General features: G+C 68.6%; 23 protein-coding genes and 1 pseudogene. 9 read left to right on the top strand and 15 right to left on the bottom strand.

Features of this window, described 5'->3' with window-relative positions:
• The first annotated feature begins 22 nt into the window (after positions 1-22).
• Complete coding sequence (locus FHW78_RS11515) at positions 23-880, top strand: class I SAM-dependent methyltransferase (protein WP_183640372.1); 858 nt, start codon at positions 23-25, stop codon at positions 878-880.
• 13 nt (positions 881-893) lie between these two features.
• Here FHW78_RS11515 and FHW78_RS11510 read toward each other — a convergent pair.
• The 3 genes and pseudogenes from FHW78_RS11510 to gpmI form a co-directional block, all read right to left on the bottom strand.
• Positions 894-2,213: pseudogene (locus tag FHW78_RS11510) on the bottom strand (S41 family peptidase); the annotation flags it as partial.
• Between the two features lie 95 nt (positions 2,214-2,308).
• On the bottom strand, positions 2,309-3,559 hold the full coding sequence (locus FHW78_RS11505; RefSeq protein WP_183640367.1) for a peptidoglycan DD-metalloendopeptidase family protein: 1,251 nt from the start codon (positions 3,557-3,559) through the stop codon (positions 2,309-2,311).
• Positions 3,556-5,109, bottom strand: coding sequence for a 2,3-bisphosphoglycerate-independent phosphoglycerate mutase (gene gpmI / locus FHW78_RS11500; RefSeq protein WP_183640364.1), 1,554 nt, complete (start codon positions 5,107-5,109; stop codon positions 3,556-3,558). The genes FHW78_RS11505 and gpmI overlap by 4 nt, the downstream gene beginning before the upstream one ends.
• A gap of 162 nt (positions 5,110-5,271) precedes the next feature.
• Here gpmI and FHW78_RS11495 point away from each other — a divergent pair, with 162 nt between their 5' ends.
• The 3 genes from FHW78_RS11495 (at position 5,272) to FHW78_RS11485 (ending at position 8,288) form a co-directional block, all read left to right on the top strand.
• A complete protein-coding gene (locus FHW78_RS11495; protein ID WP_183640362.1) occupies positions 5,272-5,934 on the top strand; it encodes a hypothetical protein in 663 nt (220 codons plus the stop codon).
• A 63-nt stretch (positions 5,935-5,997) separates the two neighbouring features.
• Positions 5,998-7,704, top strand: coding sequence for a M28 family metallopeptidase (locus FHW78_RS11490; RefSeq protein WP_183640359.1), 1,707 nt, complete (start codon positions 5,998-6,000; stop codon positions 7,702-7,704).
• 194 nt (positions 7,705-7,898) lie between these two features.
• Positions 7,899-8,288 carry an MAPEG family protein gene (locus FHW78_RS11485; RefSeq protein ID WP_183640356.1) on the top strand — a complete coding sequence of 130 codons (390 nt, stop codon included), beginning with the start codon at positions 7,899-7,901 and terminating at the stop codon, positions 8,286-8,288.
• 71 nt (positions 8,289-8,359) lie between these two features.
• On the opposite strand, the gene FHW78_RS11480 is transcribed toward FHW78_RS11485, so the two are convergent.
• Positions 8,360-9,082 (bottom strand): pseudouridine synthase, encoded by a 723-nt coding sequence (locus FHW78_RS11480; RefSeq protein WP_183640349.1) that lies wholly within the window; start codon positions 9,080-9,082, stop codon positions 8,360-8,362.
• A gap of 60 nt (positions 9,083-9,142) precedes the next feature.
• On the opposite strand from FHW78_RS11480, the gene FHW78_RS11475 reads away from it, so the two are divergent.
• From FHW78_RS11475 to FHW78_RS11465, 3 genes are all read left to right on the top strand, one after another.
• Positions 9,143-11,917, top strand: coding sequence for a pitrilysin family protein (locus FHW78_RS11475; RefSeq protein WP_183640347.1), 2,775 nt, complete (start codon positions 9,143-9,145; stop codon positions 11,915-11,917).
• Positions 11,918-12,043: 126 nt separating this feature from the next.
• Positions 12,044-12,709 carry a response regulator transcription factor gene (locus FHW78_RS11470; RefSeq protein ID WP_183640344.1) on the top strand — a complete coding sequence of 222 codons (666 nt, stop codon included), beginning with the start codon at positions 12,044-12,046 and terminating at the stop codon, positions 12,707-12,709.
• Between the two features lie 2 nt (positions 12,710-12,711).
• Positions 12,712-14,091 carry an ATP-binding protein gene (locus FHW78_RS11465; protein ID WP_183640342.1) on the top strand — a complete coding sequence of 460 codons (1,380 nt, stop codon included), beginning with the start codon at positions 12,712-12,714 and terminating at the stop codon, positions 14,089-14,091.
• A gap of 9 nt (positions 14,092-14,100) precedes the next feature.
• Here the strand turns inward: FHW78_RS11465 and FHW78_RS11460 are convergent, their stop codons facing one another.
• Both FHW78_RS11460 and FHW78_RS11455 read right to left on the bottom strand, forming a co-directional pair.
• Positions 14,101-15,120: an MBL fold metallo-hydrolase gene (locus FHW78_RS11460; RefSeq protein ID WP_218533391.1), complete on the bottom strand. Its 1,020-nt coding sequence runs from the start codon at positions 15,118-15,120 to the stop codon at positions 14,101-14,103.
• A gap of 89 nt (positions 15,121-15,209) precedes the next feature.
• Positions 15,210-15,740 carry a GNAT family N-acetyltransferase gene (locus FHW78_RS11455; protein WP_183640340.1) on the bottom strand — a complete coding sequence of 177 codons (531 nt, stop codon included), beginning with the start codon at positions 15,738-15,740 and terminating at the stop codon, positions 15,210-15,212.
• 186 nt (positions 15,741-15,926) lie between these two features.
• Between FHW78_RS11455 and FHW78_RS11450 the strand changes: the two genes are divergently transcribed.
• Positions 15,927-17,087, top strand: coding sequence for a hypothetical protein (locus tag FHW78_RS11450; protein WP_183640338.1), 1,161 nt, complete (start codon positions 15,927-15,929; stop codon positions 17,085-17,087).
• A 30-nt stretch (positions 17,088-17,117) separates the two neighbouring features.
• Here the strand turns inward: FHW78_RS11450 and FHW78_RS11445 are convergent, their stop codons facing one another.
• The 6 genes from FHW78_RS11445 to oleC all read right to left on the bottom strand — a co-directional run bounded on the left by FHW78_RS11445 (position 17,118) and on the right by oleC (position 23,219).
• Positions 17,118-17,870 (bottom strand): N-acetylmuramoyl-L-alanine amidase, encoded by a 753-nt coding sequence (locus FHW78_RS11445; protein ID WP_183640334.1) that lies wholly within the window; start codon positions 17,868-17,870, stop codon positions 17,118-17,120.
• A 124-nt stretch (positions 17,871-17,994) separates the two neighbouring features.
• Positions 17,995-19,653: a ubiquinone biosynthesis regulatory protein kinase UbiB gene (gene ubiB, locus FHW78_RS11440; RefSeq protein ID WP_183640331.1), complete on the bottom strand. Its 1,659-nt coding sequence runs from the start codon at positions 19,651-19,653 to the stop codon at positions 17,995-17,997.
• On the bottom strand, positions 19,650-20,291 hold the full coding sequence (locus FHW78_RS11435; RefSeq protein ID WP_183640322.1) for an SCP2 sterol-binding domain-containing protein: 642 nt from the start codon (positions 20,289-20,291) through the stop codon (positions 19,650-19,652). The genes ubiB and FHW78_RS11435 overlap by 4 nt, the downstream gene beginning before the upstream one ends.
• Before the next feature lie 51 nt (positions 20,292-20,342).
• Entirely contained in the window at positions 20,343-20,501 is a 159-nt protein-coding gene (locus FHW78_RS11430; protein WP_141454537.1) for a DUF1328 domain-containing protein, read from the bottom strand.
• Positions 20,502-20,562: 61 nt separating this feature from the next.
• Positions 20,563-21,576: a 2-alkyl-3-oxoalkanoate reductase gene (oleD, locus tag FHW78_RS11425; RefSeq protein WP_183640314.1), complete on the bottom strand. Its 1,014-nt coding sequence runs from the start codon at positions 21,574-21,576 to the stop codon at positions 20,563-20,565.
• Positions 21,573-23,219, bottom strand: coding sequence for an olefin beta-lactone synthetase (gene oleC, locus FHW78_RS11420; RefSeq protein ID WP_183640311.1), 1,647 nt, complete (start codon positions 23,217-23,219; stop codon positions 21,573-21,575). The genes oleD and oleC overlap by 4 nt, the downstream gene beginning before the upstream one ends.
• 100 nt (positions 23,220-23,319) lie before the next feature.
• On the opposite strand from oleC, the gene FHW78_RS11415 reads away from it, so the two are divergent.
• A complete protein-coding gene (locus FHW78_RS11415; RefSeq protein ID WP_183640309.1) occupies positions 23,320-23,751 on the top strand; it encodes a YkgJ family cysteine cluster protein in 432 nt (143 codons plus the stop codon).
• Between the two features lie 26 nt (positions 23,752-23,777).
• On the opposite strand, the gene FHW78_RS11410 is transcribed toward FHW78_RS11415, so the two are convergent.
• The 3 genes from FHW78_RS11410 to FHW78_RS11400 form a co-directional block, all read right to left on the bottom strand.
• A complete protein-coding gene (locus FHW78_RS11410; RefSeq protein ID WP_183640305.1) occupies positions 23,778-24,671 on the bottom strand; it encodes an alpha/beta fold hydrolase in 894 nt (297 codons plus the stop codon).
• Positions 24,672-24,737: 66 nt separating this feature from the next.
• Positions 24,738-25,754 (bottom strand): 3-oxoacyl-ACP synthase III, encoded by a 1,017-nt coding sequence (locus tag FHW78_RS11405; protein ID WP_183640303.1) that lies wholly within the window; start codon positions 25,752-25,754, stop codon positions 24,738-24,740.
• A gap of 312 nt (positions 25,755-26,066) precedes the next feature.
• Entirely contained in the window at positions 26,067-26,381 is a 315-nt protein-coding gene (locus tag FHW78_RS11400) for a DUF4156 domain-containing protein (RefSeq protein WP_183640300.1), read from the bottom strand.
• Positions 26,382-26,437: the final 56 nt, after the last annotated feature.

Below are 26,437 nucleotides of genomic sequence, written 5' to 3'. Positions count from 1 at the left end.
CCTTCCCGCTCCCCGATCGGCCATGCGCAAGGATTTGCACGAAGGCAATCGCCATTCCTGGAACGCCGCCACCGTGGCGCACAACAGCCACAAGCGCGATCAGGCGTCGTTCTTCCGCGCCGGCGGCAGCACGCTGTTCCCGGAAGAGATCGCGCTGCTGGGTGACATCGCCGGCAGGAGGCTCATCCACCTGCAGTGCAACGCCGGCCAGGACAGCCTGAGCCTGGCCGGACTCGGTGCGCAGGTCACGGGCGTGGACATCAGCGATGCCGCGATCGAGTTCGCCCGCCAATTGGCGGGCGACGCGGGCATCCGTGCCGGGTTCGAGCGCGCCGATGTATACGATTGGTTCGAACGGGCACGGGCGGATGGACGGCGGTTCGACATCGCCTTCAGTTCCTACGGCGCGTTGTGCTGGCTGTCGGATCTGGATGCATGGGCAGGTGGATTGGCGGAAGTGCTGGAACCTGGCGGACGCTTCGTCTGCGTCGAGTTCCATCCGGTGGCGATGATTTTCGATCCGCAATGGCAGCCGAAGTATCCCTACTTCGCCCATGGCGAACCGCTGGTCTGGGAGGATGGCGTCAGCGACTACGTGGCACTGTCCGGCGAGGCGCTGGCGCCTTCCGGCAACCAGCCCGGCGTACGGGATTTCCGCAATCCGCATCCGAGCTACGAATTCCAGTGGAGCCTGGGCGAAGTCGTGGATGCATTGTTGCGCGCGGGGCTGCGGCTGCGCCGGTTGCAGGAGTATCCCTACGCCAACGGCTGGCGTGGATTCGACGGCATGCGCGAAGCGCAGGGCCGGCGGATGTATCCGCCGGCGACGATGCCCAGCCTGCCATTGATGTACGGCCTGGTGGCGGAACGCTCCGCCTGACGCCGCCGGCTCAGCGGCGCGCCGGCGGTGCCTTCGCCGACGTGGCCGGTGCGGACGCGAGCTGCTTCTTCAACTCGGCCAGGGCGGCGGCGATCGGTTTCTCGCCGTCCAGCACTTCGCCCGCGGTATAGCCTTCCTGGCCCTCGTCATCGCCACGCAGGTGACCGGGCAGGGTGGCCTCGCTGTAGTCGATGATCCCGGGCTCGCCGTCTTTCGTTTCCGGATGCAGTTCCACGTCCGGGACGATGCCGCGCGCCTGGATCGACTTGCCGCTGGGCGTGTAGTAGCGGGCGGTGGTGAGCTTCACCGAATCGCCGTTGTCCAGCGGCAGCACGGTCTGCACCGAGCCCTTGCCGAAGGTGCGGCTGCCGACCACGCGCGCGCGCTGGTTGTCGCGCAACGCGCCCGCCAGCACTTCCGAAGCGCTGGCCGAACCGGCATCCACCAGCACCACCACCGGCACGCCTTCGAGCAAGTCGCCGGGCGTGGCGTCGAAGCGCGAATCGCTGACCACGATGCGCCCGCGGGTGGAAACGATGTTGCCCTTGTCCAGCAGATCGTCGGCGATCTGGACCGCCGCCAGCAGCAGGCCGCCCGGATTGCTGCGCAGATCCAGCACCAGCCCGCGCAGCTTGCCCTTCGCCTTCAGGTCGGCCACGTGCTTCTGGAAGTCCGCCGCGGTCTCGGTCTGGAACGCACTGATGCGCACGTAGCCGTAACCCGGTTCCAGCATCCGGCTGCGCACGCTGGCGATGCGGATGACGTCGCGCACCAGGCTGACGTCGAATGGCTTGGCGGTGCCTTCACGCACGAGCGTGAGGGTGACCTTGCTGCCGGGCTTGCCGCGCAGCGGTTCCATGCCATCGGTCTTCTCGATCGGCTTGCCGTCGATGGCCACGATCACGTCTCCGGCCTTGATCCCGGCCTTGGCCGCCGGCGTGTCGTCGATCGGCGAGACCACCAGCAGGGTATTGTCCGGCTGCTGCAGCAGGTCCACGCCGATGCCTTCATAGGCGCCGGAGGTCTGCTCGTCGTAGGCCTGCGCGTCTTCCTTGTCGAAATAGATGCTGTGCGGATCCAGATCCAGCAGCAGGCCACGGATGGCGGACTGCATCAGCTTGCGATCCTCGACCGGCTCGACATAGGCCTCCTTGACCGCATTGAACACGGCCACGTACCGGCGGATTTCCTCCAGCGGCACCTTCGAGGGCGCGGTCTCGGCGGCGGAGGGATCGTCGCTGGCGCCCACCTCCGGTTCCTTGGCGGTCTCTTGCGCGAACGCGGGCGCGCCGGCGAGGGCGAGCAACAGGGCCAGGGGCAGGAAAGAACGCATCGAAACTCCGTGGGAAAGCGGCGGAACCATGGACCCCGCGCGGTCCACGGAGTTCGCCCGATTATGCGCGAACCGGCGGTGAATGGCGTTCCGGTTCAGCGCCGCTGCAGCCAACTGCCCGGGTCCACCGGCTGGCCGTTGCGGCGCAGTTCGAAGTACAGCGCCGGCGTGCCCTGGCCGCCGGACGTGCCGACCTTGGCCACCGGATCACCACGCTTGACCTGGACGCCGGTGTCACGCAACAGGCTCTCGTTGTGCGCGTACAGGCTCATGTAGCCGCTGCCGTGGTCGATGATCAGGATCAGTCCGTAGCCGGTCATCCATTCGGAGAACACCACCGTGCCGTCGGCCACCGCGGTCACCGTGCTGCCGGCCGGCGCACCGATGAGCACGCCTGAACTGGTACGACCGTCCGGCATCCGCCCGCCATAGCGGGCCAACAGGTTTCCGGACAGCGGCCAGCCCAGCCCGCCAACCTTCAATGCGGGCGCGTTGGCCACTTCCGGCCGTGGGCGCGAAGGGGTTTGCGCGCCTCGCGTGGCGCCCTGGCGGGCCTGCGCCCGCGCGCGCTCCTCGGCCGCCTTGCGCGCGGCCGCACGGCGCTCGGCTTCGGCGCGTGCCGCCGCCGCCCGCAGGTTGGCGAGCAGGCGCTCCAGCGACCGCACATCCTGGCCGAGCGCCTTTTCGCGGTCGGCACGGTCCTGGTAGCGCTGATCGAGATCGGCCACCAGGCGGGCCCGGCTCTGCCGATCCTTCTGCAACTGGTTCATCTGTCCGCGCAGGCGCTGGCGATCGGTATCCAGTTGCGCGCGCCGGCTGGTGATGTCCTGTTCGACCTGCGCCAGCGCCCGCAGCTCGGTGGTCAGACCGTCGATGCGGGCGGCGCGATCCCGCTGCAGGTAGCGGTGATAGGCCAGGGTACGGCTGGCGTCGGCGGCGCTGTCCTGCGACAGCAGCACCTTCAACGGCGCGTCGCCGCCGGTCATGTAGGCCGAGCGCACCAGCGCGGCCAGTTGTTCCCGCTGTCCACCCAGCCGCTTCAGCATGTCCTCGCGGCGTTGCTGTAGTTCGGCCAATGCGGCCTCCTCGCGCCGCAGCGAGGATTCGGTTTCGGACAGCGTGCGGCTGCTGCGGCCAACCTGCTCGTCGGCCTCGCGCAGTTTGCGCGAGGCATCGCCGCGTTCGCCCTCCAGCTTGCGCCGCTCCTGGGCGATCGATTTCAGTTCGCCGCGCGCCTTTTCCAATTTCTTCTGCGCGTCGCGCTGGCTCTGCGCCGACACGCCTCCGCTGATCACGCCCAGCGCGATCAGCAGGCCGAGGCCGGTGCGGAGCAGGCGACGCGTCATTGCGCGGCGGCGATCAGCGACTGGCCGGACATCTCGGCCGGTTGCGGCAGGCCCAGCAGATCCAGCAGGGTCGGGGCGACGTCGCGCAACGCGCCACCCGCGCGCAGCCTCGCCGCGCGCTCGCCGACATAGACCAGCGGCACCGGCCCAACCGTATGCGCGGTGTGCGGCTGTCCGGTTTCCGGATCCCGCATCATCTCCAGGTTGCCGTGATCGGCGGTGATGATCAGCGCGCCGTGCGCGGCGCGCACCGCGGCGTCCACCGCACCAATGGCCTGGTCCACCGCCTGCGCGGCGAGGATGGCGGCCTGCAGATCGCCGCTGTGACCGACCATGTCCGGATTGGCGATATTGCAGATGATCACGTCGAAGCGGCCGGAACCGATCGCGTCGACCAGCTTGGCGGTCAGCTCGGGGCAGCTCATTTCCGGCTGCAGATCGTAGGTCGCGACCTTGGGGCTGGGCACCAGGATGCGCTCCTCGCCGGCGAAGGGATCCTCGCGCCCGCCGCTGAAGAAGAACGTCACGTGGGCGTACTTCTCGGTCTCGGCGATGCGCAGCTGGGTCAGGCCCTGCTCGGCCAGCAGTTCGCCCAGCGTGTGCCGCAGGTCATCCGGCGGGAACGCCACCGGCGCCGGCAGTTTCGCGTCGTACTCGGTCAGGCAGACGAAGCGCGACAGCCGTGGGCGGCGGGCCTGGAACCCGTCGAAATCCGGCGAGACGAACGCGGCCGTCAACTGGCGCGCGCGATCGGCGCGGAAGTTCATGAACACCACTGCGTCGCCATCGGCCATCGGCTGCGCGCCGTCGATCACCGTGGGCAGCACGAACTCGTCGTTCTCGCCGCGCGCGTAGGCCGCCTGCAACGCGGCCACCCCGTCGGCGGCACGGTATTCGCTCTGCGCCTCGACGATGGCATCCCACGCCTTGCGCAGGCGATCCCAGCGCTTGTCGCGATCCATGGCGTAGTAGCGGCCGCTGACCGTGGCCAGGCTGGCATTGCCCAGGCGTGCGCAGACATCCTGCAGCGCGCGCAGGCTGGGTTCGGCCGATTGCGGCGGGGTGTCGCGGCCGTCCAGGAAGGCATGCACGGCCACCTTCGGCACACCGCGGCGATGGGCCAGTTCCAGCATGGCGAAGATGTGGTTCTCGTGGCTGTGCACCCCGCCCGGCGAAAGCAGGCCGAACACGTGCAGGACATGCCCGCCGGCCTTGGCGGCATCGCAGGCCGCCGCCAGCTCCGCGGTGTCGAAGAAGCTGCCGTCCTCGATGGCGGCGTCGATGCGGGTCAGGTCCTGGTAGACGATGCGGCCGGCGCCCAGGTTCATGTGGCCCACCTCGGAATTGCCCATCTGGCCGTCGGGCAGGCCGACATGGCGGCCCTCGGTGTGGATGAGGGTGTGCGGCGCGGTCGCCAGCAGGCGGCGCCAGTTCGGCAGTTCCGCCTGTGCCAGCGCGTTGTCGGTGGGATCTTCACGGTGGCCCCAGCCATCGAGGATCAGCAGGACGACGGGCTTGGGACGCGGGGAGGCGGACGGCGTTGGGGACACGGTGGGGGTTCCGGTGACTTCAGGCAGGTGAAGATTGTAGCGAAGCGTGCTGCGATGGCGGCGTTACCCTGAACGCGGCGGGAGGTCCCGTCGCCAGGCCCGGTTAAACCCTTTGGGCGGCCCCGGCATCCAACCCGTACTTTCGACGAACAGGACTTCACCATGACCCGTACTTCCCCTGCCCTGCTGCTGACCCTGGCACTGGCGGCCACACCCGCCTTCGCCGGCAACGACATCTCCAAGGTCAACGGCTCCATCACCGCCCAGGCCGGCCAGAGCCACGGCGACCTCAGCACCGTGAACGGCTCCATCGTCGTCGAGGACAATGCCACGACGGGCTCGGTCGAAGCCGTCAACGGTTCGCTCAAGATCGGCGATGGCGCCCGCACCGGCGGCATGGAAACGGTCAACGGCGGCATCCGCGCCGGCAGCAAGGTGCAGGTGGACGGCGACGTGGAAACCGTCAACGGTCCGATCTTCCTGGATCGCGGCAGCCGCGTGCGCGAGGGCGTTTCCACGGTCAACGGCGGCATCGGCCTGGTCGGCACCGAAGTCGGCGGCAGCATCGAGACGGTCAACGGCGACGTCACCGTGGGCGTGGATTCGCACGTGCGCGGCGGGCTGAAGGTCGAAAAGCCCAAGGGCAACTTCAACATCGAGCGCAAGCGTCCGCCCCGCATCGTGATCGGCCCGAACGCAACCGTCGACGGCCCGCTGGTGTTCGAGCGCGAAGTGGTCCTCTACGTCCACCGTACGGCCAAGATCGGCCCGGTCACCGGCGCCACCGCACGCCCGTTCGATACGCCGACCGCGCCGGCCGACTGAGCGCCGGGCACATCGCGCGGGACGATCGCATACACTCGGGATTCCTGGATTTGAGGAATCCCGATGTCCCGCAAGCTCCCTCTGGCGGCGGCCGTGCTGGCCGCCACCACCCTGCTCGCCGCGTGCAAGAAGCCGGACGCCGAAGCACCGGCCGCCACCGCGCCCGCCGCGCCGGCACCCGCGGATCACGCCTTCGCCCCGGCCATCAACGAGGCCGACTTCGCCCAACTGGTGAAGACGCTGTCTTCCGACGAATTCGAAGGCCGCGGTCCCGGTTCCACCGGCGAGGAGAAGACCGTCGCCTACCTGGAAGCGCAGATGAAGCGCATCGGCCTGCAGCCGGGCAACAACGGCAGCTTCTTCCAGGACGTGCCGATGGTGGAGACCACCGCCGACGAAGGCACCGTGCTGAAGCTGGAAAGCAACGGCAAGACGCGCGAGCTGAAGTTCGGCGTGGATTTCGTTGCCGGCACCCGCACCGGCGAGAAGGAAGTGAAGGTCGACGCCAGCGAGATGGTGTTCGTCGGCTACGGCGTGGACGCGCCGGAACAGCAGTGGAACGACTATGCCGGCCAGGACTGGAAGGGCAAGACGGTCGTCATGTTCGTCAACGATCCCGGCTTCCACACCGGCGACGAGAAGCTGTTCGAAGGCAAGCGCATGACCTATTACGGGCGCTGGACATACAAGTTCGAGGAGGCCGCGCGCAAGGGCGCCGCCGCCGCGTTCATCGTCCATGACACGCCCGGCGCCAGCTACGGCTGGGACGTGGTGAAGAATTCCTGGTCCGGCGCGCAGTACGACCTGCCGGCCAAGGACGATCCCGAGCGCCGCATCCCGGTGCAGGGCTGGCTGACCGCCGACGCCGCCCGCCAGTTGTTCGCCGACGCCGGCCTGGATCTGGACACCTCGTACAAGGCCGCCAATCAGCGCGGCTTCAAGCCGGTCACGCTGAAGACCAGGGCCTCCATCGATCTGAAGAGCACCATAAGCGAAAAGAACTCGCGCAACGTGGTGGGCGTGCTGCCGGGCACCGATCGCAAGGACGAGGCGGTGCTGTACATGGCGCACTGGGATCACCTGGGCAAGCATGAAGGCGAGACCGGCGACAACATCTACAACGGTGCGATCGACAACGCCACCGGCGTGGCGGGCATCCTGGAAATCGCCGACGCCTTCGCCCATCAGGAACCCAAGCCGAAGCGTTCGCTGGTGTTCCTGGCGGTGACCCTGGAAGAGTCCGGCCTGCTCGGCTCCAAGTACTACGTCGCCCATCCGACCTTCCCGCTCGCCAAGATCGCGGCGGTGATCAACATCGATGCGATGTCGGTGGCCGGCAAGGCAAAGGACATCACCGTGGTCGGCTTCGGCAGCTCGGAGCTGGAAGACGTGCTCAAGCCGATCGCCACCGCGCAGGGCCGCACCCTGCACGGCGAGACCTCGGTTCAGAGCGGCTTCTACTTCCGCTCGGATCATTTCAACTTCGCCAAGGCCGGCGTGCCGGCGTTGTATGCCGATGGCGGCGAGGATCTGGTCGAGGGCGGCACCGAGGCCGGCAAGAAGGCGGCCGAGGACTACGCCAGGCACTACCACTCGCCGAGCGATCAGTACTATCCGGAAACCTGGAAGCTGGATGGCACGGTGCAGGATCTGGAAGCGCTGTACGGCGTCGGCAAGGACATCGCCGGCGGCGACAAGTGGCCGAATTGGTATCCGGGCAATCCGTTCAAGGCGGCCCGCGACAAGATGATGCAACCGGCGGCGAAGTAAGCCTCCGCGGCATTGACGGCAACGGCGCCCCAGGGCGCCGTTGCTGTTTCCGGGGTGGGGTCCGACCGACGAGTACTTCCGATCGGAACCTGTTTCCCACCGCGGCCCGTTCCGCCGCCGAAGCCGGGAAGTACATCGAAGCGCTCCATCGCGCGGGCTTCGGCTAGGCTATGCGGCAATCCAAGGAGGAATCCATGTCCATCGCTTACTGGTGCATCCTGATCACCGCCCTGCTGCCCTATCTGTGGGTCACCATCGCCAAGCGTTCGGGCGAGCGCTACAACAACCGCGCGCCGCGCGAGTGGCAGGCCAGGCAGGACAATCCGCGCTCGCATCGCGCCCACGCCGCGCACCTCAATGGTTTCGAATCCTTCCCGGCCTTCGTCGCCGGCGTGCTGATGGCGCAACTGGCCGGTGTCGATCCCGCCACCATCAACCTGCTGGCGATCGTCTTCACGGTAACGCGCGTGCTGCACGGCGTGCTTTACATCGCCAACCAGGCTGCGCTGCGCAGCCTGGTGTGGGCGGTCGGATTCGCCAGCGCACTGGCACTGATCGTGATGGCGGCATTGAAGATCGCCTGACCGAACAGCAGCGGAGCGAGCTCGGCTCTACACTCGGGTAGAGCCGAGCTTGCTCGTCTGAAGGGAGTCGGTCAGCGCAGCGATTCGTCCCAGCCGAACAGCGCGAAGGCGCGGCGGAATTCGGCGTCCAGCGGCGCGATGGCTTCGATTCGCGCGCCACTGAGCGGATGCAGGAACGACAGCCGCACCGCATGCAGCAACATGCGATGCACGCCGTGCATGCGGAAATTGCGGTTGTGGCGGCCGTCGCCGTGGCTGCTGTCGCCTATCAGGTGGTGGGACAGGTGCTTGAGATGCCGGCGGATCTGGCGGAAGCGCCCGGTTTCCGGCCGGCAGCGCAGCAACGCGTAGCGTGAACTTGAGAACCCCGCGGACGGCAGGGGCAATTCGCCGGTCGCCAGCCGGGTAAACCGGGTCGACGCAGGTCGCTTCTCCGGCTTGCCGGGTCCGCCATCGAGCGCATAGTCGAGGTCGATCTGCGGTTCCGGCCACCCTCGACAGATGGCCAGGTAGTCCTTTTCCACTTCGCGCGACATGAATGTCCGGCCCAGCGCCGAGGCGACATCGCGATCAAAGGCGATCAACAGGCAACCGCTGGTCGCGCGGTCAAGCCGGTGGATCAGGAAGATCGGCCTGCCGAAACGCTCGCGCAGGCGGTCGGCCAGGAACTCGGTCTCGCCGCGCGCCAGCTTGCTGTCATGGACCATCAGTCCCGCCGGCTTGTCGATGATGGCCAGGTCCGCGTCCTGGTACAGCACGCCGCCAATGTCGTGACCGCTCTCACTATCGCTCATGTAACGTCCGGCTCCCGCAAATCTGCGACACTGCGGGTTGCCGTTTACAGGGAGTCCTGCATGCAACCACGCCGCCTTATTCTCGCATTGGGCCTGGCATTGACGCTAAGCCTCGGCATGGCGCCGGCCTCCTTCGCGGATACCGCGCTGCCCCGCGGCGTGATCGCCGGTCCCAGCGTAGAAGGCATCAGCGAGTACCGGTTGGGCAATGGCCTGCGGGTGCTGCTGTTCCCGGATGCGAGCAAGCCCACGGTGACGGTGAACCTGGTCTACGGCGTCGGTTCGGTACACGAGAACTATGGCGAGACCGGCATGGCGCACCTGCTGGAGCACCTGCTGTTCAAGGGCACGCCCACCCACGCCGACATCAGCGGCGAGATGAAGAAGCGCGGCATCCAGTTCAATGCGACCACCGGGCTGGATCGCACCAATTACTTTGCGTCCTTCCCCGCCGACGACGCCACCCTCGACTGGGTGCTGGGACTGGAAGCCGATCGCATGGTCCACTCCAATGTCGCGCGCAAGGATCTGGACAGCGAGATGACCGTGGTCCGCAACGAACTGGAAGCGGGCGAGAACAATCCCGGCGGCGTGCTGTTCCAGCGCATCCGCTCGACCGCGTTTCTGTGGCACAACTACGGCAACAGCACGATCGGCGCGCGTTCGGACGTCGAAGGCGTGCCGATCGAACGCCTGCAGGGCTTCTATCGCACCTGGTACCAGCCGGACAACGCCACCCTGATCATCGCCGGCCGCATCGACCCGGCGGCGACGCTGGCGCGGGTCGCGGCCCATTTCGGTCCGCTGGAGAAACCCGCCCGCGCGCTGCCCGCCTTCCATACCGCCGAGCCCGCGCAGGACGGCGAACGCCAGGTCGATGTGCGCCGGGCCGGCGACGTGCGCATCGTCGCCGCGGCCTATCACATTCCCGCCGCCGGCCATCCGGACAGCCCCGCGTTGAGCGTGCTGGGCAATGTGCTGGGACACACGCCGGGCGGCCGCCTGCACAAGACGCTGGTGCAGCCGCGCCTCGCCGCCGGCAGCGGCGCCGGCAGCGAATCACTGCGCGATCCCGGTTTGTTCACCGCGTTGGCGGTGCTGCCGAAGGATGGCGACGCGGCCAAGGCCGAGCAGGAACTGCTGGCCCAGGTCGAAGGCGTGGCGCGCACGCCGGTGACCGAGGCGGAAGTCGAGGAAGCCAAGCAGCGCATCGCCAATGCCTACGAACTCTATTTCACCGACGTCAACGCGGTCGGCATGGGCCTGTCGGAGTTCCTGGCGGCCGGGGACTGGCGCCTGCTGTTCGTCACCCGCGACGCGATCGCCAAGGTCACCGCCGCCGACGTCAACCGGGTGGCCGCCGAATACCTGAAGACCAGCAACCGCACGCTCGGCCGCTTCATCCCCACCGATCCGCCGGAGCGCGTCACCATCACCCCGCGCCCGGAAATCGCCAAGCTGGTGGACGGCTATGTCGGGCGCCCCGCCGTCTCGGCCGGCGAACAGTTCGATCCCACGCCGCAGAACCTGGAGGCGCGCACCCAGCGTTTCACCCTCGGCAATGGCCTGCGGGTGGCCCTGCTGCCGCGCAAGACCCGCGGCGAGACGGTGGTGGTGGATGCCAACTTCCGCTTCGGCGACGTCGCTTCGCTGACCGGCCGGCAGGATGCCTCCGGCCTGGCCGGCGCCATGCTGATGCGTGGCAGCACCACGCTGAGCCGGGAACAGATCGATCAACGGTTCGAGGCGCTGAAGACCCAGGCCAGCGTCAGCGGCGGCCTGCAGGGCGCCGGGATTTCGCTGCTGAGCCGGCGCACCCAACTGGCCGACGCGCTGGCGCTGGCGGCGGACATCCTGCGCCACCCGGCCTTCCCCGAGAGCGAGTTCGAACAGTTGCGCCTGCAGGCGCTCACCGGCATGGAAGCCTCCCGCAAGGAGCCCGGCGCGGTCGCGGGCCAGGCGTTGGCGCATCATTTCGACCCCTGGCCGAAGGGCCATCCGTTGCACATCGAAACCCTCGACGAGGCCATCGCCGCGGTGAAGGCGCTCAAGCGCGAGGATCTGGCGGCGTTCCATCGTGACTTCTACGGCACCGCCGAGGGCGAAATCGCCGTGGTCGGCGACTTCGATCCGGTGGCGGTGCGCGCGCAGCTGGAATCCCTGTTCGCGGGCTGGAACTCGCCGCATCCGTATGCGCCGATCAACACCCGTTACACGCCGGTCGCCGCGACCCACCAGCGCCTGTCCACGCCGGACAAACCCAACGCGGTATTGCTGGCACGCAGCAACCTGTCGCTCAAGGTCACCGACCCCGACTATCCGGCGATGCTGATCGCCAACCGCATCTTCGGCGGTGGCGCGCTCAAATCGCGACTCGGGGATCGCATCCGCCAGAAGGAAGGCCTGAGCTACGGCGTCTCCAGCGCGGTTCGCGCCGACGACAGCCGCGAAGGCACCGACGACAATGGCAGCTTCAATATCCAGGCCATCGCCGCGCCTGAAAACATGGCCAAGGTGGAAGCCGCCATCCGCGAGGAGCTGGCGCGGCTGGTCCGCGACGGCATCACCGGGGAGGAGCTGCGCGATGCCGTGTCCGGCACGCTGACCGAGCGGCGCCAGGGCCGCGCCGAAGACGGCGCCGTCGCCGGCATGCTGTCCGATCAGGCGTACTTCGGCCGCACCATGCAGTTCACCGCCGACCTGGATGCCGCCTACGCCGCACTGACGTTGGAACAGGTCAATGCCGCCATCCGCAAGCACCTCAAGCCGGAAACGCTGAGCGTGTACCTGGCCGGCGATTTCGCCAAGGCGGCCGCGACACAATCCGCCCAGTAGGACCGGAAGCCGGGACGGACGGGACCCTGCCCGGGTCCCTCCCCGCCCGTTCTGCCGTGGGCGGATTAAGACGGCTTTAAAGCGCGCGGTTTACCATCGGTTCCCCTGTTTTTCCGGAACCTCGCCGTGACCCCGATCCTGCTGGTGGAAGACGACCGCATGCTCGGCGACGCCGTGGCCGCCGCACTGCGCCAGGATGGCTGGGACGTCGCCCGCGCCGAGGACGCCGGCGCCGCCAAGACCGCGCTGATCGACCACGCCTTCGCCGCGGTCCTGCTGGATCTGGGCCTGCCGCGTGGATCCGGCCTGGATGTCCTGAACGCGCTGCGCCAGCGCTACGACACCACCCCGGTACTCATCGTCACCGCCCGCGACCAGCTCAGCGATCGCGTGCGCGGCCTGGACGCCGGTGCCGACGACTACATCGTCAAGCCGTTCCAGACCGACGAGCTGTGCGCGCGCCTGCGCGCGGTGGTGCGGCGCAGCCAGGGCCGGGTGGCGCCGGTGCTGTCCTACCGCGACGTGGTCCTGGATCCTGCCGCCCGCGCGGTCACCCGCGGCGGCCAGGCGGTGAAGCTGGGCGTGCACGAGTACCGCACGCTGATGGCACTCATGGAACGCCAGGGCCGGGTGGTGGCGCGCGACGCGCTGGAATCGCTGGTCTACGGCGGCGACGGCACCATCGAGAGCAACACCATCGCCGTCTACATCCACCAGTTGCGACGCAAGCTCGGCGACGACTTCATCACCACGGTGCATGGATTCGGCTACCGCGTCGGCGAGGTGGAATGAGGATGAGGCGCCACCATTCGCTCAAGGGCAAGCTGCTGGCCACGTTGATGGGTGTCAGCCTGATCGGCTGGCTGATCTGGCTGGGTTGCCAGTACGTGCAGGTCTCGCGGCAGCAGAACGGGCATTGGGATCAATCGCTGCGCGAAATCGGCCAGCAGATCCTGATGTCGATGCCGAGCGACGTGGACACCGTCGGTGGTCGTTCGCGCCTGCAACTGCCGGCGGATTTGCCCGCCCAGCCCAATTACAAGTTCGACAAGATCCGTTTCCAGGTCTGGAGCCTGCAGCGCCGCGAGAGCATCGTGTCGTCCAATGGCGCGCCGAAGACCCCGCTGCAGCCCAGTTTCCGGACCGGACTGGCCAACACCCGCACCGCGGGCGACAACTGGCGCGTCTACGCGGTCACCGACGCCAGCGGACGCGTGCAGGTGCAGGTCGGCATGTCGCGCAAGCAATTGCGGGCCGAGGTTGCCTGGTGGGTGAAGATCACCCTGCTGTCGGCGGTGGCGCTGATGGTGGGGCTGGCGCTGGCGATCTGGGCGGCGATCGGCTGGAGCCTGCGGCCGGTGAATCGCCTGCGCAATCTGATGTCGCAGCGCGATGCGCTGGACCTGGCCCCGCTGCCCACGGCCGGCATTCCGCGCGAGATCCAGCCGCTGGTGCAATCCTTCAATGGCCTGCTGTCCCGGCTGGCCGACGCGATGCACGGCGAGCGCCAATTCCTGGCCGACGCCGCGCATGAACTGCGCACGCCGCTGGCGGCGTTGCAGACCCAGACCCAGGTCGCGCTGCGCGCCGGCAGCGAGGCCGACGCCCGGCAGGCACTGGGCCAGCTCGCCCACGGCATCGAACGCACGTCGCGGCTGGCGCAGCAGTTGCTCGACTCGGCCCGCATCGATGCCTCGCAGCGTCGCCATGACCACGCGACGGTCGAACTCGCCGACGTGGTGACGATGGTGGTGCGCGAGTTCGAGATCATGGCCTCGCGCCGGCAGCAGACCATCGTGCTGAACACCGCCGTCGCGCCGGTGTCCGGTGATCTCGACGACCTGGGCGTGCTGGTGCGCAACCTGATCGACAACGCCATCCGCTACAGCGGCGAAGGCGGCCGGGTGGTGGTGGCCTGTGGTCGCGGCCTGGACGGCGCGTGCGTGGAATTGACCGTCACCGACAACGGCCCGGGCGTGCCGCGGGAAGAGCGCGCGCAGATCTTCGACCGGTTCTTCCGTGGCAGCAACGGCAATGGCGAGCGCGGCAGCGGCATCGGCCTGTCACTGGTCCGGCGCATCGCCCAGGCCTATGGCGCGGAGGTCACCCTGGACGACGGGCTCGACGGACGTGGCCTGTCGATCCGGGTGCGGTTCCCGGATCCGGGACGCTGACGCCTCCGCTCAACGCGGCAGGCGCCACCACGGCGTGAACGCCTGCGGCGCGTCGACCGCGACCGCCTGCCCGATCATCGGCGTGCTCAAGGCCACGCCACGCTCGGCGGCGATCGCGCTGACCGCTTCCATCGGCGCGTTCCAGTCATGGAAGGCCAGATCGAAGGTGCCGTTGTGGATCGGCATCATCCAGCGACCGCGCAGATCCAGGTGCGCCTGCACGCTCTGCTCCGGCAGCATATGCACGCCTTCCCACAGCGGATCGTAGGCGCCGCATTCGAGCAGGGTCAGATCGAACGGTCCCAGCCGCTCGCCGATTTCGCGGAAGCCGGCGAAGTAGCCGGTGTCACCACTGAAGAAGATCCGTTGGCGCGGCGTCTCGATGACCCAGGAGGCCCACAGGGTGGGATTGCGCTGGAACGGCGCGCGTCCGGAGAAATGCTGCGCGGGGGTGGCAGTCAAGTGCAGGCCACCCACCCGCACCGACTGCCACCAGTCCAGTTGCGTGATCCGATCCTTGGGCACGCCCCAGCGCGCCAGCAGATCACCCACGCCCAGCGGCGTGATGAAGCGTTCGGCACGCGCGGCCAGTGCCCGGATCGTCGCCTTGTCCAGGTGATCATAGTGATCGTGCGACAGGATGACCCCGGCGAGCGGCGGAAGCTCGGACAGTGCGATCGCCGGCGCGTGAAAGCGCCTGGGTCCCGCCCATTGCACGGGCGAGGCACGCTCGGAGAACACCGGATCGGTGATCCAGTAGCCGCCTTCGAGCTTCAGCAGGATGGTCGAATGGCCGATGCGATAGAGCGTGCCATCCGCGGCCGCGTCCAGTTCCGCACGGGTGATTTTCCGGACCGGCAATGCGGCGGGCGGCACGGTGCGATCGGATTTTCCGAACATGAAGCGCCACCACAGACCGGGGATTTCCCGCGTGGCCGGCTGGCGTGGTTCGACCGGATTGTGGAACGCGCGCTCGCGGTACTGCGGTGACTGCGGATAGGGGACGGTGCTGCAGGCGGACAGGGACATGTAGAGCATTCCGGCGATCAGGAACAGGAAGAAGGCGGCGACGCGCCGGCCGGGGCGCCGCCGGGGGGAGGAACGGCGGCGCCCGCGGCTCATGATGCGGTCGGAGTGGACAGGCGGAGCATGCCGCAGCGGCCGTCGCCGATGCTGGCGCCGCTGAGCTGCAGCGGCGGCAGGCCAGCGCCCTGTTGCCACTGCACGGCGAAGCATCCCAGTTGCACCGCCGTCGCGCTCGCCGAGGCCAGCAGGCGTGCTTCCACGTCGCGGCCATGATGCGCCGGATCCACGTACAGCGATTCCAGTCGCAGGTAGTAGCCGCGCTCCAGCAACGAGAAACCGACGGTGGCGGCGGCATAACCGACCGCGGCCTCGCCGTCGCGCGCGATCCAGGCCCAGGCGCGCAGCGGTGGATCGAACAGCGCTTCCATCAGTTCGAGCAGGCCCGCGGACGTCTCCCGGTCGTCCGCCGCCGGACTCCGGCCGCGGTCGCGCTGCAGGTCGCACAACGCCATCAGCACCTCGATATCGCGACGGGAAACCCGGGCGACGGTGTAACCGGCCGTGGCGGGAAAGGTGGGTGGCGATACACGACCGCGTGGCACGAGAGCGGGGAACAGGTTCACGGGATTCCTCCGGGTGGGGGCTGCACTGCGTCGCGGCGCATCCTGCGCCGGCGGCATTAAAAGGGCTTTAAGTCACCCGCTTCCCGTCGGCACCGGCATGCCGGCGTTCATGAAGTCGGCCGGCTGAACACGCGGCTGGCGCGAATGCACTTAGGATTCCGGCCTCCCCTCTTCCGGAGCGCCTCCATGCCTGGTCGTGTCGCATCTGCCGGAGGGTGCCTCCTGGCCTGCCTGTTCGCAGTCGCGCCCGCGCATGCCCAGGTGCTCGGCATCGCCCTGGACGGCAAGGCGCGGATGAACAACGGCGAGGTGGAAATACTCGGGACACCCGCACCGGATCGCGCGGCGTTCTACGACACCACCAACGGACAACTGCGCCTGCTCGGCGAAGTCGAGGTGCCGATCAGTTTCCAGGGACCGCCCTCCAGCATCGCGATCAGTGCGGACGGGCGCGAGGCGCTGGTCACCGCCTTCACCCGCGCCGATCCCGAACGCGCCGGCGCCTTCACCGCCAATCCCGCGATGGCGGTGATCGATCTGGCCTCGACACCGATGCGTGTGTCGCAGACGCTGACCCTGGTGGCGGCCCCTTCGTCGGTGAGCCTGCATCCGGATGGCCGCCATGCCTGGGTGCCGCATACCGGCGCCGACAGCGTCAGCGTGCTGGAGAAACGCGCCGGCATCTGGGAAGTCGTCGAGGTGGTGCGCTTCGAAGCGGGCAGCGCGCCAATCGCGACGGCGTTCAGCGCCGATGGCGCGCATGCGCTGGCAAGCCTGCCAGGCAGCCAGCGGATCGCCTGGCTCGCGACGGACCAGGGCCGACCGGTCCTCCCCGCCCGCCACGAAATGAGCGCCGGCGTCGGCCCCACCGCGCTGTCGTTCTGCGGCGACACCGGACTTGCGGTGGTCGCGAATTACGGCAAGGTGACCGGCGATGTCGACACGATCAGCCTGATCGACACGCGCGGCGCGTTGCCGCGGGTCATCGACACCGCCTCCGTCGGCATGTCACCGGAAGGCGTGGCTTGCGCGCCCGATGGCCGCCATGCGGCCGCCGCCCTGCAGAACATGAGCACGCTCCCGCGCTCGCATCCGCTGTATTCGCCGGACAGCCGGCTGGTGGTGCTGGCCATCGAGTCGGGACGGCTGCGACGCGTGGCGGAAACCGGATTCGGCGGTTGGGCGCAGGGCGTCGGATTCCTTGATGATGCACGCACGGTGTTCGCGCAGAGCATGATCGATCGCCGCGTGCACGTGTTCCGGCTGGACGGTGAGACGCTGGTCGCGCAGCCGGGATTGACGTTCACGTCCGGCTCGCCGGCCGCCTATGGGCTGTCCGGCCGCTAGCGCGGATCTTCCGCGCGGGCGGCGACCCGCTTACTCGCCCGTGGACTGTCGCACCAACGACGCCAGGATGCGCAGATCCTCATCGTCCAGCACGTCGGTCTCGGTGCCGCGGAAGCGCCGATGGAAGGCGCGCACGGTGGCGGCGCGATCGGTCAGCGGATAGCCGATCAGGCGCAGCGCGTTCCAGGGATCGAATCCCGCCGGCGCCGGTGGCGCGTCGGCGGCCGGCCAGATGCCGAAGCCGGCTTCGGCCAGCCGCTTCCACGGGAAGCGCGTGCCCGGATCCTGCTTGCGGGTGGGCGCGAAATCGGCATGCGCGACGATCTGCGTGCGCGGGATGTACAGCCGCTCGCACAGATCCTCCAGCAGCACGATCAGGCTGTCGATCTGCCCGGCGGGAAACTCGGATCGCCCGTCGTTGTCCAGCTCGATGCCGATGGACACGTTGTTGACGTCGGTGATCGTGCCCCAGCGTCCGCCACCCGCGTGCCAGGCGCGCAGTTCATCGGCGACCAACTGGTAGCGTTCGCCGTCGCGGCCGATCAGGTAGTGCGCGCTCACCGGCCCGCCGGAATTCTCCGTCCGCAGGGTCTCCAGGCTCTCGGCCACCGAGTTCTGCTCGGTGGCGTGGATGACGATCAGGATCGGCCTGCGCGCTTCATGGTTCGGCGAGGGCGCCCAGTGCGCGAGCGGATTGTGTTCCGGTTTCGGTACGTGCGTGCAGGCGCTGAGCGCCAGGACCGTCATCGCCAGCAATACTTTCAGGAATACCGGTTTCCGCATCGGGTCATCACTCGCTGATTGCCAAGATCGTCATGGAGCAGTTGTAGGAGCGACGTGAGTCGCGAAAGCGCGGCGGGCATCCGGTCGCGACTTACGTCGCTCCTACAGGGGAGCCGGTTTCCGGTCACCGGCGCGGCCAGGCCGCCAGCAGCGCCCACAGGCCGCCGATGCCAGCGATCCAGGCCGAGGCCGGCACCGAGAAGATACGCGGGCCACCGGCTTCCAGTCCGTACAGCACCGCCGCCACCAGCAGCAGGCCCACGCCGAGGATGGCGGCGACGATCCGGCGCTGCATGCCGCGCAGTGTCGTCGCCAGATCGGCGAGATCGCGCGAGCGCATCGACAGCTCGTGCCTGCCCTCGACCTGCTGGGTCAGCCAGGCGTGCACCAGCCGCGGCATGTCCGGCGCGTGGGTCATGATTTCCGGCAACCGCTTGCGGAATTCCTGCACCGCGCGCTGCGGGCTGTAGCGCTCCAGCAGGATCTTCTCCAGCACCGGCCGCGCCACCGCCCAGATATCCAGGCGCGGATCCAGCTGGCGGCCGACGCCCTCGATGTTGAGCAGGGTCTTCTGCAACAGGATCAACTGCGGTTGCAGGGTCAGCTCGTATTTCTGCGCGGTGCGGAACAGCTTGAGCAGCACCTCGGCCAGCGAGATTTCCGACAGCGGCCGGGTGAAGTAGGGCTCGCACACCGCGCGCGCGGCCGCTTCCAGTTCGTCGATGCGCACGGTCGCCGGCATCCAGCCGGCCTCGACATGCAGCTCGGCGATGCGCCGGTAGTCCTTGTTGAAGATAGCCATGAAGTTCTCGGCCAGGTAGTACTGGTCCTCCGGCGAGAGCTGCCCGGTGATGCCGAAGTCCAGGGCGATGAAGCGCGGATTGGCGCGGCGCGCCGGATCGCTGTCGACCCAGATGTTGCCGGCATGCGCATCGGCGTGGAAGAAGTTGTCGCGGAACACCTGGGTGTAGAACACCCGCACGCCCTTGGCCGCCAGCGCGCGTCGATCCACGCCGGCCGCGTCGAGCGCGGCCACGTCGTCGGACGGGATGCCGTGCACGCGCTCCATGGTCAGCACGCGCTCGCTGGTGTGCGTCCAGATGATTTCCGGTACGTACAGATCGTCGGAATCCTTCCAGAAACGCCGCATCACGCTGGCGTTGGCGCCCTCGCGCTGCAGATCCAGTTCGGCGGCCAGGGTGGATTCGATTTCCGCGACGATCTCGCGCGGGCGGATCTTGTCGGCGCTCGGGTGGGCGCGCTCGACCAGCGCGGCGACCGACTTGAGCAGGGAGATGTCGGCGGCGATCTGCCTCTCGATGTCCGGACGCAGCACCTTGACCACGACTTCGCGGCCATCCGGCAGGGTCGCCGCATGCACCTGGGCAATCGAGGCCGACGCCAGCGGCGAGGTATCGAAGTGGGCGAAGGCCTCGCCGATCGGCCGGCCCAGCACCTGTTCGACGATGGCGCGCGCGGCGTCCCCGTCGAAGGGCTTGACCCGATCCTGCAGCAGCGACAGTTCCTCGGCCACGTCCGGCGGCACCAGGTCGCGGCGGGTGGACAGGATCTGGCCGAACTTGACGAAGATCGGTCCCAGTTCCTGCAGCGCCAGCCGCAGGCGCGCGCCGCGCGGCTGCGCGGCGATCTCGGCGGAGGCGCGCGGCACGAACGGGCGCGCCAGTTTCAGCCAGCGCTCGGCGGGCGTGTCGTCGAGCAGATCATCGAGTCGGTAGCGCAGCAGTACCCGTCCAATCTTGCTGGCGCGCAGCACCGGCCTCATGCGGCGCCTCCGCGCCGGGCCGCCAGCCGCTGCACGCGCGCGGCCAGCCGTTCGACGTCGTCGCGCAGCGCGTCGACATCATCGTGGAAGGCATTCAGTTCCGCGCGCGCGACGACATCGCGCGATTCCTCGGTGAGGTACTCGGCGGTGTTCTCGGCGAATCCGCGCGCGGCGGTGCGCGCCTGGCGCAGTCCGGTGCGAAGGGCGTTGGCGATCTGCACGCCCAGGATGTCGCCGAATACGGCCGTGAAAGGTTGCTGCCAGTCCGGGTCGAAACGCTCGGCCAGCGTCTGCAGGCGGCGCGCCAGATCGGCATCGCCGGAAATGCGCATGCGCCCCACCGGTGCGGCGTTGTCGCGGCGCAGGAACGGCAGCTGCGACAGGACGCCACCGAGGGTGGCGCGCACGGCCAGGTCGGGTTCGTGGACCTCATGGACCGGGCCGACCTGCAGTTCGCCGCCGCCGACCCGGATTTCCATCGCCACCGCGGGCGATTCCAGCGCCAGCGCCACGCGCCGGCCCTCCAGTGGCGCCAGGCCGGCGCGTGTATCGGGATCCAGGGCCAGCGCGCGATTGAGCGCGGCTTCCAGCGCGCGGCCGGCGAAGGGCTTGAGCAGGTCGAAGGGCGAGGCGGACATGCCGCCATTCTACCCATACGCCCGCGCCCGGCCGCGCGCGGGACCGGCGTGCTACACGCTGCGGCCGCGGAACAGGGAGATGATGGCCAGGATCAGGAAGACGACGAACAGGATCCAGGCGATATTGCTGGCGGCGCCGGCGATACCGCTGAAACCCAGCACCGCCGCGATCAGGGCGATAACGAAGAAGATGACGGCATAGCGCAGCATGGGATCTCCTGAAACACGGGCGCGCTCCATTCGGCGCACGTCCATGCTGGAGTCCGCGGAGTCACGGAGAAGTGATGGCGGCGTTGTCGCGGAGTGATGACTTCAGCCGGGTGATGCCTTCGTTAAAGGACACCCTCGGCACATAGCCGAAGTCCTCGCGCGCGGGCGTCATGTCGTACCAGTGGGTGGTGCTGAGCTGCTCGGCCAGGAAGCGGGTCATCGGTGGTTCGCCCTTCAGCGGCAGCACCGTCCACAGTGCTTCGCAGACCCCGCCGATGCGGTAGGCGGCCTTGAACGACAGGTGCCTGTCCACGCCCGGCGCGCCCGCCGCGGCGAGCAGGGTGTTGAGCAGTTCACCCATCGGCTTGGGTTCGCCATTGGAAATGAAGTAGGCCTTGCCGGCGCAGCGTGCACCCGGCGCCAGGTGTTCGAAGGCATCGAAATGCGCCTGCGCGGCGTTGTCGATGTAGGTGGTGTCCACCCGGTTGCTGCCGTCGCCGACGATGCGCAGGCGCCCGGATTTAGCGCGTTCCACCAGCCGCGGCAGGATCTGCTGATCGCCCGGCCCCCAGATCAGCCGCGGGCGCAGCGCCACCGTCGCCAGCGCCGGACCGTTCGCCGCCAGCACCGCCTTCTCGGCGATCAGCTTGGTGGTGGCGTAGGGTGCCTTGAAGCCTTCACCATACGGCACGTTGTCGGCGGTGCCGCCTTCGACCGGATGGGTGGCGCGATGGGTCACGCTGGGTGTGGAGGTGTAGACCAGCCGGCCGATGCCATGCTGGCGGCAGGCGGCCAGCACGTTCTCGGTGCCGACCACGTTGGCCTGGTGATAGAGCCGGTAGGCACCCCAGGCACCGGCCTTGGCAGCGTTGTGGAAGATCGCGTCGACGCCGGCCGCCGCGTGCATCACCGCGTGCGCATCGGCCAGATCGCCCTGCACCTGGCCCACCCCCAGCGCGGCCAGTGCGGGGTAGTGGCCGCGATTGAAGCTGATGACGTGGTGGCCGCGTTCGACCAGCCCCCGGCACAGGGCCTGGCCGAGGAATCCACCGCCGCCGGTGACCAGGATCTTCATGCGTGCTGCTCCAGCTGCTGGGTCGCCCAGACCGCCAGTTTCTCGCGGCCGATCTTGGCGTTGTGGCGAATGTCCACCGGGAAGCCCGGATGGCAGAGGAAGGTCTCGATGCCCGCCGTGTGCGGATGGCGCTGCGCGAGCGTGCGCAGATCGGCGGCCACGGCGTCGCGGCGCATCGCCGCGACTTCCGGCAGCAGTTCGAAACACAGCACCGGTCGCTGGCGTCCCGGTTCGCCCACGCCGACCAGCGCGGTGCGACGCACGTCCGGGTGGGTGTTGAAAATCGGTTCGGCCTGTTCGGTGTAGCGCGGTCCCTGGGCGGTTTCCACCCGCTGGGTCTTGCGGCCGCAGAACCACAGCCGGCCCTCGCCGTCGAAATAGCCGACATCGCCCATGCGATGGACGATGCGTTCGCCGCCATCGCCCAGGCGCTCGCGGATCTTGGCATTCCGGGTGGCGGCGTCGCGGTTGAAGTAGGTGTCGGTGGCGGTCGGACCGGCGACGGTGATCTCGCCCACTTCGCCTGTGGGCAACACCCGCGCCGCGTCCCAGTCGGCGATGGCGCCATCGTCGATGCCGATGATGCGCACCTGGTTGGGCGGCACCGGCCGGCCCACGCAGGTGCCGGCGCCGGCCTCGGTGGCCTCGCGCGTGGCTTCCAGCTCGCGCCCTTCGATGACCGCCACCGGCAGGCATTCGGTCGCGCCGTAGGGTGTCCAGAACTGCGCGTCGTCCGGCAGCAACGCGCGCATGCGCGCCACCGTGTCCGGCGGCACCGGCGCGCCCGCCGAGGTCACCCGGCGCACCGTCGGCAAGGGCTGGCCATGGTCGGCGAGCACCTTCATCAACGCCGGCGAACCGAACAGCTGGGTCACGCCGAACCGCGCGATCGCCGCGTGCAGTTTTTCCGGATCGGCATTGGCCGGCCGGGTCGGATCCATGTCCGGGATGATCGAGGTCAGGCCCAGCGCCGGATCGAACAGCGCGAACGGCGGGAAGGTCGGCAGGTCCACGCCGCCGGGCTGCATCGCGAAGGCCTCACGCAGCAGTTCGATCTGGGCGACGAAATGGCGATGGCGGTACACCACGCCCTTGGGCACGCCGGTCGAGCCGCTGGTGAACAGGATGCCGGCCACGTCGTCGGGCGCGGTCGCCGCCAATTGCGGACCGGCGCCCCGCCCCGCGCGTTCCAGCCGGGCCAGGGTGGTGCCGCCCCAGCCCCAGCGCGTGCCGACGGTGACGATCCGGCGCGCGCTTCGCGCCCAGCCCAGCAGCAGGCGCGCGAGCTGGGCGAGGGGGATGCCGATGAAGGCTTCCGGCGCCGCCTCGTCCAGGCATTGCTTCAGCGCGCGCTTGTCGATGCCCGGATCCACCAGCACCGGCACCGCGCCGGCCTTGAACAGGGCGAACATCAGCAGGAAGAACTCCGGCGTGGGCCGGACCATGACCACGGTGCGGGTGCCGCGGCCGATGCCGTGGCGGCCCAGGCCGGCGGCGAGGGCATCGCTGCGGGCATCCAGTTGGGCATAGGTGAGTTCGGTGGCATAGCGGCCATCGCGGCCCGGGCAGCGCATCGCGACGCGGTCGGGCTGCTCGCGCGCCAGCCGCGGCAGGGAGGCGGCGATGTTGCAGGGTTCGGTCATCCGCCCATTGTCGCCGCTGGACGGTACTTGCGTCAGCCGAGAGAGGCCTCACAATTCCGCACCCCCTGCCCCCTCCTCGCGCACCGCCCGAGCCTTTCCCATGCATCCCTGCCTGACCTGCGGCGCCTGCTGCGCCTATTTCCGCGTCAGTTTCCACTGGAGCGAAACCGACCCGGCCCTCGGCGGCCCGGTGCCGTCCGAACTGACCGAGCCGTTCGACCCGCATCGCGTGGTCATGCGGGGCACCTGGGAGCAGAAGCCGCGCTGCGTGGCGCTGGACGCGGAAATCGGCGTGCGTTCGCGCTGCAGCATCCATCCGCAGCGACCGACCGTCTGCCGCGATGTGCCGGCGTCATGGGAATTCGGCGAAGCCAGTCCGCAGTGCGACAAGGCCCGCATCGCCTGGGGCCTGCCGGCGCTGACCGCGGCGGACTGGCGCTGGCGCGACGGCGCGGCCAACGACGACGACAGCAATCCGGACGATCACGACAACGATCCCTCGACGCCGCTGCCGCCGATACGGGCGGCCTGAGGCGGACAGCGGCGCGTAGCCGGCGCTCAGCCGGCCAGCGGGTGCCGTTCCAGGAAGTCGCGGATCAGCGGCACCAGCTCGGCCGCCTTGTCTTCCAGCACATAATGGCCGGCGTCGTCCCAGGCGTGCGCCTCCGCACGCGGCAGCGCCGCGCGAAAGCCGGCCAGGAAATGCTGGTCGAACACGAAATCCTTCAGGCCCCAACCCAGCAGCGCGGGCCGGTCGGCGAACTCCGGCAGGCGCCGGCCGGCTTCTTCCAGCAACGCCCAGGCCTTGTCGCCGGGACCAAGCGGAATGTCCTGCATGAAGCGGACCGTGGAAATGCGGTTGGCCCAACTGTCGTAGGGCGAGACATAGGCGCGGCGCACCTCGGCCGGCATCTTCTTCTCAACGCCCAGGTAGGACGCGCCACCGGAGAAGGCGTTGAACGCGCGGATGATGAACGCGCCGAATTTCCAGTCGCGGCCCAGCGCGATCTGCCAGGGCATCGGCTTGGCCTTGGGCAGCGGGAAGGCCGCGGTGTTGGTGATCACCAGCCGCTTGACCTGATCCGCGTGCGAGAGGGCCCAGCCGAAACCGATCATGCCGCCCCAGTCGTGCACGGCCAGCGTCACCGGACCGGTAATGCCCAGGTGATCCAGCAGCGACGCCACATCGTCCACGCGCGATTGCAGGGTGTAGTCGTAGCGCTCGTCGGACGGTTTGTCGGACAGGCCCATGCCGATGTGGTCCGGCACGATGCAGCGGTAGCGATCGCTCAGCCCCGACACCAGATTCCGCCAGTAATAACTCCACGACGGATTGCCGTGCAGCATCACCACCACCTCGCCATCGCGCGGGCCTTCGTCCAGGTAGCTCATGGACAGGCCGGGACGGACTTCGAAGCGCTGGGGAGTGAAGGGGTAGCCGGGAAGATTCATCGCACGGTGCCGCGGTAAACAAAAGGGCCGGCGAACCGGCCCTCGGGAAAGGTCAGTGGGCCGGTGTTACCAGACCACTTCGGCCATCGAGCAGTTCAGCCCGGAACCGATGCCCAGCAGGGCGATGCGATCGCCCTTCTTCAGCCGGCCCAGTTCCTTCAGCTTGCTCAGCACGATCGGCACGCTGGCCGGGCCGATGTTGCCGTGCTCGCCGAAGATGGTCAGCACCTTCTTCGGATCGATGCCGAACGCCTTGATGAAGGCGGCGGTGTGCACCTGGCTGACCTGGTGGATGACGAACTGATCCAGTTCGTCCACCGCCCAGCCCAGCGCCTGCTTGGCGGCGATGAAGGTCTTTTGCGCCAGCTTGATGCCTTCAATCAGCAGCATGCGGGTGTCGGTGACCATGCGGTCCAGGTTGCCGCGGCAGAGCTTGTTCCACTCGGTCGCCGAACGGGTCACGCCGCCCTTGTAGCGCGGCGCTTCCGGCACCAGCTCGGCGCGCGCCATGACCATCGCGGCGGCGCCGCAGCCCAGGGTCAGGGTAGCCAGCTCGTTGCGGAACTGTTCCTCGGTGATGTCCGGCGCGACCATCCGCTCGAGGGTCTTCTTGTAGGCCAGGTTGGCGGTCTCGCCGTCCACGACCAGGGCGTAGTCGATCTCGCCGCGCTCGAGCATGCGGGCGGCGATGTCCATGCCGTTGATGAAGGCCAGGCAGGCGTTGGCGACGTCGAAGTTCTGGCAGTTCTCGCTCAGGCCCAGATTGCCGGACACGATGCTGGCGGTGGACGGCTCCAGGTAGTCGCGGCTGACCGAGGTGTTGACCAGCAGGCCGATGCGATCGGCGGACACGCCGGCGTCGTCCAGCGCCTTCCTCGCCGCCAGCGTCGCCACGTCGGACGCCTGCTGCTCGTCGTCCCACAGGCGGCGCGCGTGGATGCCGGCGATGTCGCCGAGCACGTCCGTGCGGATGCCCAGGCGCTCAAGCGTGGGCTTGAGCTGCTCGTTGATTTCCTTGGAAGTCAGCGTGTGCGGCGCATCAACGTGCGCCAGTCCCGCGATGGAGACGTTCTTGAAGAGCATCGAAAGTAGCGCCAAGGCTCAGGCCGAAGGGGGCGACAAGGTTACCGGCTTCCGGACTTCACCGCATCTTTATGCAGGTTCTGACAGAAGGCCGAACGGGCAATTTACGTGATGATTATCACATTTTCCGTACGCTGCCGTTTGGGCGGGCCCCGCCCCAGGTGGCGGCAGCCCCATTCCGACCCGCCGACAGGCACTGCAGGTGCCTGGCCGGCCCTTGCCGGAGCGGGCATCGGCGATGGCCACCGGCGGCTTCATCCGGACGCCGCGCAGCGCCGGCGGCACGGCAAACGGTTGTTCCTTTCAGGAACTTCAGCGCCCGCAGCGATACGCCGCGAAGCGCTGTTCGCCATTGGCGGGGTCGCCCAGCGGCTGGATGGTGTCGGCCTGGATGCCCGGTGCCTCGTTGCGCGCCAGGGTTTCCAGCTCATCGCGCACGCGCAGGTTGTTGCGTTCGTAGAAGGCCACCTTGTCCTTGACCGAGACCGAGACCTCGCCCTGCTTCTGGCAGTTGGCGGGGGCGGCGCCGGCCGCGACGACCCGGATGCCCTTGGCGTTCGGCGCCAGCGGCACCCAGGTGCAGGCCGCCAGGGTGGTGACGGCGGCGAGGAGAATGAAAGTGCGCATGGATTCGCCTCTGTGCGGGAACGGCGGGCATTCTCGCCCAGCCGGGATGAATCATG

Source organism: Pseudoxanthomonas sp. OG2 (assembly GCF_014192765.1).
Classification (GTDB): Bacteria; Pseudomonadota; Gammaproteobacteria; order Xanthomonadales; family Xanthomonadaceae; genus Pseudoxanthomonas_A; species Pseudoxanthomonas_A beigongshangi.
The sequence above is the reverse complement of the archived record's forward strand: the minus strand, read 5'-3'. Positions and strand labels throughout refer to the sequence as shown.